Source organism: Leptolyngbya sp. FACHB-36, assembly GCF_014695955.1.
GTDB lineage: Bacteria > Cyanobacteriota > Cyanobacteriia > Leptolyngbyales > Leptolyngbyaceae > FACHB-36.
Genome location: NZ_JACJPG010000632.1, coordinates 1 through 7,157, shown reverse-complemented (window position 1 = coordinate 7,157; position 7,157 = coordinate 1). Strand labels below are relative to the sequence as shown.

The following is a 7,157-nucleotide window of genomic DNA, read 5'->3' as shown; positions in this document are numbered from 1 at the left end:
TGCTCGTCTACCGCAGACTGAGCGATCGCTTTAGGCGGCAACGGTGCGGTTCCAACCGTACCCAGCAGTAGCGCAGCCGAGGAGCCGAGCAGCAACGATCGAAGCGACATACTGTGATCCTCTGGAGTTCTGAGTCTAAGGTCTTGACGTGAGCTAACCTAACGTGTTCCGGCACCCGTGACTGACAGCGCTTACTGAACAAGGGTGACGTTCAATAAAAACAACTGGCTGTAATACCCATTTACTCTGTTTTAATAGAGCTTTGCCAAGATTGGCAACATTCTATTAGGGGGTTGAGGCGCGGATTGTAGCGTGGCTGTGCCCGTTTTCGCTCCGTTCGTGCCTTCACCCTTTATCCTAAGAGAGGCACGCGTCGCGATCGAGATGACACCTCTCGTTTAATTAACCTAATTTAGTGCTTTGGCTATGGCTGATACTTACTCCTTCGATATTGTGAGCGACTTCGATCGTCAAGAACTCGTCAACGCGATCGACCAAGCCACTCGCGAGATTCAGACCCGCTACGACCTCAAAGACACCAAAACCACCGTAGAGCTGGGCGATCAGGTTATTACCGTCAATACCAACAGCGACTTTACGCTGGATGCCGTGCACGATATCCTGCAAACCAAAGCCGTCAAGCGCAATCTATCGCTGAAGATTTTTGACTACGGCAAAGTAGAATCTGCTAGCGGTAGCCGTGTGCGGCAGGAAATTAAGCTGAAGAAAGGCATTAGTCAGGAGATTGGCAAGCAGATTTCAAAGCTGATTCGGGACGAATTCAAGAAAGTGCAGGCGTCGATTCAGGGAGATGCAGTACGAATTACTGCCAAATCCAAGGACGACCTGCAAGCGGTGATTCAGCGCTTGAAGCAAGAAGACCTCCCGGTGGCGCTGCAATTTATCAACTATCGGTAGGGGACGAAACGTGAATCCGGGGTGTAGGGTGTAGGAGATGAGCCATTTGCCGTTTAGTTGTCAGTAATTAGTCGATGGACTGCTGCTGACGATCGAACCTGATGGCTGATTGCTAACCGCTTCTACACATTCTTCCTATGCGTCAGGGACTACTGCGCGACTGGTGGGAGTCGTTCTCTCCTCTAGCTAAAGTTTTGTTGATTGCGCTAGCGGCTCCGCTGCTGGTGGTGAATGCGTGGGCAGTGTTTACGATCTCTGACTACTTCCATTCGCTAATGGTGATTTTGGTTGGAGCGTCGCTGCTAGCGTTTCTGCTGAATTATCCAGTCAGCTTTCTGGAGCGGCAGGGGACGAAGCGCGGACGAGCCGCTGTGGTTGTGTTTCTCTTGGCGCTGTCAGGGCTACTGGGGCTGGGGGTAACGCTGGTTCCGATCGCGTTTCAGCAAGCCCAGCAGCTAGTTGCGCGACTGCCAGAGTGGATCGACTCTGGACGACATCAGTTGACGATTCTGGATCAGCGGATGGAGGCGTCGGGCTTGCCCTTCAGTCTGGATGCGTTTGAGGCCCAGATCAACGATCGGCTAAAGCTACAGTTGCAAATTCTGTCGGGTGAAGTGCTCAATGTCGCGGTTCTCACCGTCACAAGCTTACTGGATCTGCTCTTGACGCTGGTGCTGTCGTTTTATCTATTGCAGCACGGCGACCACTTGTGGCACAGCTTGGTCGAGTGGCTTCCAGCTAAAATTCGTGCTCCGTTTTCCCAAACGCTGCGACTGAGCTTCCAAAACTTCTTTTTGGGACAGCTCATTTTAGGAACCTGCATGGGAGCCACGCTGACGCTAACTTTTCTGTGGCTGGCGGTGCCGTTTGGCTTACTGTTTGGGTTAACGATCGGCACAATGGCGCTGGTTCCCTTCGGTGGCTCAGTCGGCATTGCCTTAGTGACGCTGCTCGTGGCGCTGCGGGATATTGGGCTTGGGCTGAAGGTGCTGGGGGCGTGTATTGTGGTGCAGCAGATCCTAGAAAACTTTGTGGCTCCCCGAGTTCTGGGTAGCGTAACGGGGCTGAATCCGGTGTGGGTTTTCGTTTCTATTCTTTGTGGAGCGCGGATCGGCGGACTGTTAGGAGTGGTTGTTGCGGTGCCTACCGCCGTCGTAATTAAAAGCGCATTAGTGGCAGTTCGATCGCGATCGACCACCGATGCACCGAGCAGCCTCCCCAGCGAGGACGCCCATCGTGCGGCGGCTGCAACCGTCCCGGAACCGCGATTCTCTGGCGTGGAGACTACATCTGTGCGTCGCACCTCAGAGCTTCCAACCCAAGAGGTTTAGCAACAGGATTCATTTAGGTTCGCTGCTGGAGTTAGACGATCGAAGTCAGCCTCGATCGCGCTGAGCTACGAATTTCTTCTCGCTATATTCCCGCCCCAAGCCATATCGAGGCAACTTCTGCACCGGACTGAATTAATTGCCAACTGAGTAGCGCATTTGAATTTTAAGGCGCGTTTCGGGACCCGCCAGGAAAAAGGCGGCGGTGCCGAAACTAGGGGGACCCTGACGCACCAGCGGATTTTGCGAGAAACCGAAGCCCTCCGACGGCATTCCTAGCCCATTGCGATTGAGCGATCGATCGCCGTTCGTGTCGTGAAACACCGCAACGGCATAGCTGCCCGGTTTCAGATTATTAAACGTTAGCGTCAGTGGATTCGCTGCAATTTTGACGCACTGCCGCTTTAAAGCGCTCTCGTTACTGTTTGGAAATCCCCGACTGCCAGAAAATAGTTTGAGGCAGAGTTCCCCGCTTTGATTCCGCAGTCCGTCCACCTCAACCGTCAAGTTGCCCGCCGTCTGAGCCTGTCCGCTTCCCGATAGCGAGACGCCCACGATCGTCGCAACGATTACCCCGCTCACAACTCTCCTCACGCTTTCACTCCTCACTCCCTCACTCTCTTACTTCTTACTGCTAAGCCTCCATTAGCTCCGGATGCACCTCAGCCGAACCGTTGGACGATCGTCCTGCCAGCGCAATTGCGATCGCGTCTACCACTCGCGCCACGGGGATGATTTCCATGCCCATATCTGAGAAAGAGGGTCCCTTCGGCACGATCGCCTTTTTGAAGCCCAACTTTGCCGCCTCCTTCAGCCGCAGTTCCATCTGAGACACCGGACGCACCTGCCCACCCAAGCCAACCTCACCGATTAGCACGGTGCGCGGATCAACCACGCGATCGCGGAAGCTAGCGACTAGAGAAATCGCCACGCCTAAGTCGGCAGCCGGTTCGCCGACGCTCAAGCCGCCCGATGAGGCAACGTAGGCGTCCAGCTTCGAGAGCGGAATCCCGACGCGCTTTTCGAGCACCGCCAGAATTTGCAGCAGGCGATTGTACTCGATGCCTGTCGTTGAGCGGCGCGGCGAACTGTAGCTAGTGGGGCTGACCAACGCTTGCAGCTCTACGACGATCGGGCGCGTACCCTCGCAGGCGACGATCGTGGCGCTTCCGGGCGAAAACTCTTCCCGACTGCCCAAGAATAGCTCCGAGGGATTGGGCACTTCTCGCAAGCCTTGATCCACCATTTCAAACACGCCGATTTCGTGAGTTGCCCCGAATCGGTTCTTCACCGATCGCAGCAGTCGGTGACTGGCAAAGCGATCGCCCTCAAAATACAGCACCGTATCGACCAAGTGTTCCAGCACTTTGGGTCCGGCGATCGCACCTTCTTTGGTGACGTGCCCAACAATGAACAGCGTAATATTCTGCTGCTTCGCAACTCGCATTAGCACCGACGTACACTCGCGCACCTGCGACACGGATCCTGGAGCCGAGGTCAAAGCGCTGTAGTACAGCGCTTGAATACTATCAATGACAGCCACGTCCGGCTTGAGCGACTCTAGCTCTGCCAGCACGGTGTCGAGTTCGGTTTCGGGAAGGAGGTAGAGGTCAGAAGGAGCGCGAGTCGAGGGTGAGGGAGCATCTTCCCTGTGTACCTTCTCTAGGTCCTCTTCTGCCTCTTGACCAACGCCGAGGCGCTGGGCGCGGAGTTTCACCTGCTGTCCAGACTCCTCAGCGCAGACGTAGAGGGTACTGTAGCGCTGTGACAGGCGGTTTGCCATTTGCAGCAGCAGGGTGGATTTGCCGATGCCCGGATCGCCACCGATGAGCACGAGTGAGCCAGGCACGATTCCACCACCCAGCACGCGATCGAGTTCTCCGTAGCCAGACGACAGCCGCGCTTGAGGATGGTCGGCGATTTGCCGCAGCGTCAGCGCTGATTTCGCCTGGGCAGGACCTTTCGAGCGTCCTTTACTGCTGCGGGAGGACGTGCCCGAACGGACTGCGATCGCCGCTGGTGGCGCAGCAATGTGCTCCTCTAGGGAATTCCAGGAGTCGCACGCAGGACATTTGCCGAAGTGTTGCGAGAATTCGGCTCCGCATTGATTGCAAACGTAGTGCGATCGAAGTTTTGGCATTCGTTAGAAATAGATGTAGAAATGTTAATACTCCATCCCTGAAGGCTGATCACAGCAAATCTTAAGAAAGTCTGAAACGTGCGTTAGACTTGGAGCTTAGGGGTTCAAACCTGACTGAATGGAGTACTATCTTTAATGATAAAGTACAGAAATTAATCATTAGTAATTTCGCGTTAAGGAGACGAATCAAATTGGAAAATCATAAGGAAAAAATATTGGTAGTAGACGACGAAGCAAGCATTCGTCGCATCTTGGAAACGCGCCTGTCAATGATTGGCTATGACGTGGTAACAGCGGCAGATGGCGAGGAAGCGCTAGACACCTTCCGCAATGCTGATCCTGACCTGGTTGTGCTGGACGTGATGATGCCGAAGCTGGACGGCTATGGTGTCTGTCAGGAGCTTCGCAAAGAGTCTGATGTGCCGATTATCATGCTGACCGCGCTCGGCGATGTTGCCGATCGCATCACTGGACTAGAACTCGGCGCAGACGATTACGTCGTCAAGCCCTTCTCGCCGAAAGAACTGGAAGCGCGAATTCGATCGGTGCTCCGCCGCGTTGAGAAAACAGGCACTTCCGGGATTCCTAGCTCTGGTGTCATCCACATCAACACGATCCGGATCGACACGAACAAGCGCCAAGTCTACAAAGGCGATGAGCGGATTCGGCTGACGGGTATGGAGTTTAGCTTGCTGGAACTGCTAGTGAGCCGCTCCGGCGAGGCATTTTCGCGATCAGAGATTCTTCAGGAAGTTTGGGGCTACACACCAGAGCGCCACGTAGACACTCGCGTGGTCGATGTCCACATTTCCCGCCTGCGTGCCAAGCTGGAGGACGATCCCAGCAATCCCGAACTGATTCTGACCGCCCGGGGAACAGGCTACCTGTTCCAGCGCATCATTGAACCAGGCGAGAACGACAAAATATAGTACGAGCGAGCGATAAAACGATCAATAGAACGAGCGACAATCGTGTGCAACCTCCGTCTGACGAATGAACAGCCGCTACAACAGAGGAGTATGCTGAGAGAAGACACGCTGACTGCTGGATAGCCCATGCAAATTTATCTTGATTACAGCGCCACAACGCCTGTTCGCTCAGAGGCGATCGCGGCGATGCAGGAAGTCCTGACGCAGCAGTGGGGCAATCCGTCGAGCCTGCATGCTTGGGGGCAGCGATCGACCGTGGTGGTAGAGCGTGCCAGGGTGCAGGTGGCTCAACTAATTAATGCAGCATCCGAGGAGATCGTGTTCACCTCTGGCGGCACTGAAGCGAATAATTTGGCAGTGCTGGGAGTGGCGCGGCAGTTCACAGCGCCGCAGCATGTGATTATCTCTAGCGTTGAGCATTCGGCGATCGCAGAACCCGTGCGCTGGCTGGAACAGTGGGGTTGGCAAGTAACGCGGCTGCCCGTCGATCGTTGGGGTCGGGTCAATCCGCTGGAGCTGCAAGCCGCTCTACAGCCCAATACCGTGTTGGTATCGATTATCTACGGACAGAGCGAGGTCGGTACGCTACAACCGATCCAGTCGCTCGGCAGCATTGCTCGCGCTCACGGGGCGGTGTTTCATACGGACGCCGTGCAGGTCGCGGGTCGGCTCCCGCTCGATGTACAGCACCTACCCGTAGATTTGCTGTCTCTATCTAGCCACAAGCTCTATGGTCCTCAGGGGGCGGGGGCGCTCTATGTTCGCTCCGGCGTGCAACTTGAACCGATGCTGGGCGGCGGCGGACAAGAGGGAAAATTGCGCTCTGGTACGCAGGCGGTTCCCACGATCGCGGGATTCGGCGCAGCCGCAGAACGGGCGGCTGAGGAGCTGCCGACAGAACTGCCACGGCTGATTCGCCTGCGCGATCGCCTGTTCGATTTGTTGGCAGACCGTTCAGATCTGGAGCCAACGGGCGATCGTCTGCAGCGCCTACCACACCACGTTAGTTTTTGTGTCCGCTTTGCGGATGGCGACGCTCTCAGCGGCAAAACGCTGGTGCGGCAGATGAATTTGGCAGGAATTGGCATCAGTGCGGGGTCTGCCTGTCACAGCGGCAAACTCAGCCCCAGTCCTGTGTTGCTGGCAATGGGATATAGCGATCGGGCAGCGAAAGCAGGCATTCGGCTGAGCTTGGGGCGCGAAACCGTTGAGGCAGATATTGACTGGACGGCAATGGTGCTGAAGCAAGTGCTAGAGCGGCTGACTCCACAGCCTGCCCTCTCTAGCGTTTGATACTTCGCAAGCGACTGATCGGCTACATTCGCTCTAATGTTTGAATTCCCAGCAGCGATAAGCCGAGCTGTAGGGTGCGAGCGGTGAGATCGCACAGCATCAGGCGCGAGGTGCGCTGTGGCTCCTCGGCTTGCAGGACGGGGCAGCGATCGTAGAACTGGTTGTACTTTTGGCTGAGCTGAAACAAATACTCACACAGCCGATTGGGCAGCAGATCGTGGCTAACTTGCATCAGGACGGACTCGAGTTGCAGCAGGTGTTTCGCCAGCACCAGCTCTGTGTCTTCTTGCAACAGGATCTTGGCGTCGGTGCCTAGATGCTCAAAATCGATTTGACCTTTGCGGCTAATGCCCTGCACGCGCACATAGGCGTAGAGCATGTAGGGTGCCGTGTTGCCTTGCAGCGCTAGCATCTTGTCGTAGCTGAAAACGTAGTTGCTGGCGCGGTTCTGGCTCAGGTCGGCGTATTTAACGGCATCGATGCCGACGATCTGCGCGACATGGGCAATAAAGTCCTCGCTTTCCTGACGGTCCTCTTCCTGCAAGCGAG

Annotated in this window: 7 protein-coding genes; 4 read left to right on the top strand and 3 right to left on the bottom strand. The window is 55.6% G+C overall.

The window, feature by feature from the left end:
* Positions 1-426 precede the first annotated feature (426 nt).
* Together H6F43_RS19295 and H6F43_RS19290 are read left to right on the top strand one after the other, a co-directional pair.
* Positions 427-918 (top strand): YajQ family cyclic di-GMP-binding protein, encoded by a 492-nt coding sequence (locus H6F43_RS19295; RefSeq protein ID WP_190344502.1) that lies wholly within the window; start codon positions 427-429, stop codon positions 916-918.
* Between the two features lie 137 nt (positions 919-1,055).
* On the top strand, positions 1,056-2,249 hold the full coding sequence (locus H6F43_RS19290; RefSeq protein ID WP_190344500.1) for an AI-2E family transporter: 1,194 nt from the start codon (positions 1,056-1,058) through the stop codon (positions 2,247-2,249).
* A gap of 132 nt (positions 2,250-2,381) precedes the next feature.
* On the opposite strand, the gene H6F43_RS19285 is transcribed toward H6F43_RS19290, so the two are convergent.
* On the bottom strand, positions 2,382-2,828 hold the full coding sequence (locus H6F43_RS19285; protein WP_199290459.1) for a DUF2141 domain-containing protein: 447 nt from the start codon (positions 2,826-2,828) through the stop codon (positions 2,382-2,384).
* A 52-nt stretch (positions 2,829-2,880) separates the two neighbouring features.
* Positions 2,881-4,386 carry a DNA repair protein RadA gene (gene radA / locus H6F43_RS19280; protein WP_190344496.1) on the bottom strand — a complete coding sequence of 502 codons (1,506 nt, stop codon included), beginning with the start codon at positions 4,384-4,386 and terminating at the stop codon, positions 2,881-2,883.
* A gap of 191 nt (positions 4,387-4,577) precedes the next feature.
* Here radA and rpaB point away from each other — a divergent pair, with 191 nt between their 5' ends.
* Both rpaB and H6F43_RS19270 read left to right on the top strand, forming a co-directional pair.
* The gene (gene rpaB / locus H6F43_RS19275) at positions 4,578-5,315 is read left to right on the top strand and encodes a response regulator transcription factor RpaB (protein WP_190344494.1); all 738 of its coding nucleotides are present in this window, start codon (positions 4,578-4,580) and stop codon (positions 5,313-5,315) included.
* A 126-nt stretch (positions 5,316-5,441) separates the two neighbouring features.
* Entirely contained in the window at positions 5,442-6,608 is a 1,167-nt protein-coding gene (locus H6F43_RS19270) for a cysteine desulfurase family protein (protein WP_190344491.1), read from the top strand.
* 22 nt (positions 6,609-6,630) lie between these two features.
* Here H6F43_RS19270 and argS read toward each other — a convergent pair.
* On the bottom strand, positions 6,631-7,157 hold a 527-nt coding region (gene argS, locus H6F43_RS19265), incomplete at its 5' end, for an arginine--tRNA ligase (protein WP_190344489.1).

Bases quoted from the DNA above. Each gene is read 5' to 3' on its own strand.
- H6F43_RS19290 (WP_190344500.1), top strand. From the start codon at position 1,056: ATGCGTCAGGGACTACTGCGCGACTGGTGGGAGTCGTTCTCTCCTCTA.
- radA (WP_190344496.1), bottom strand. From the start codon at position 4,386: ATGCCAAAACTTCGATCGCACTACGTTTGCAATCAATGCGGAGCCGAA.
- H6F43_RS19270 (WP_190344491.1), top strand. From the start codon at position 5,442: ATGCAAATTTATCTTGATTACAGCGCCACAACGCCTGTTCGCTCAGAG.
- H6F43_RS19295 (WP_190344502.1), top strand. From the start codon at position 427: ATGGCTGATACTTACTCCTTCGATATTGTGAGCGACTTCGATCGTCAA.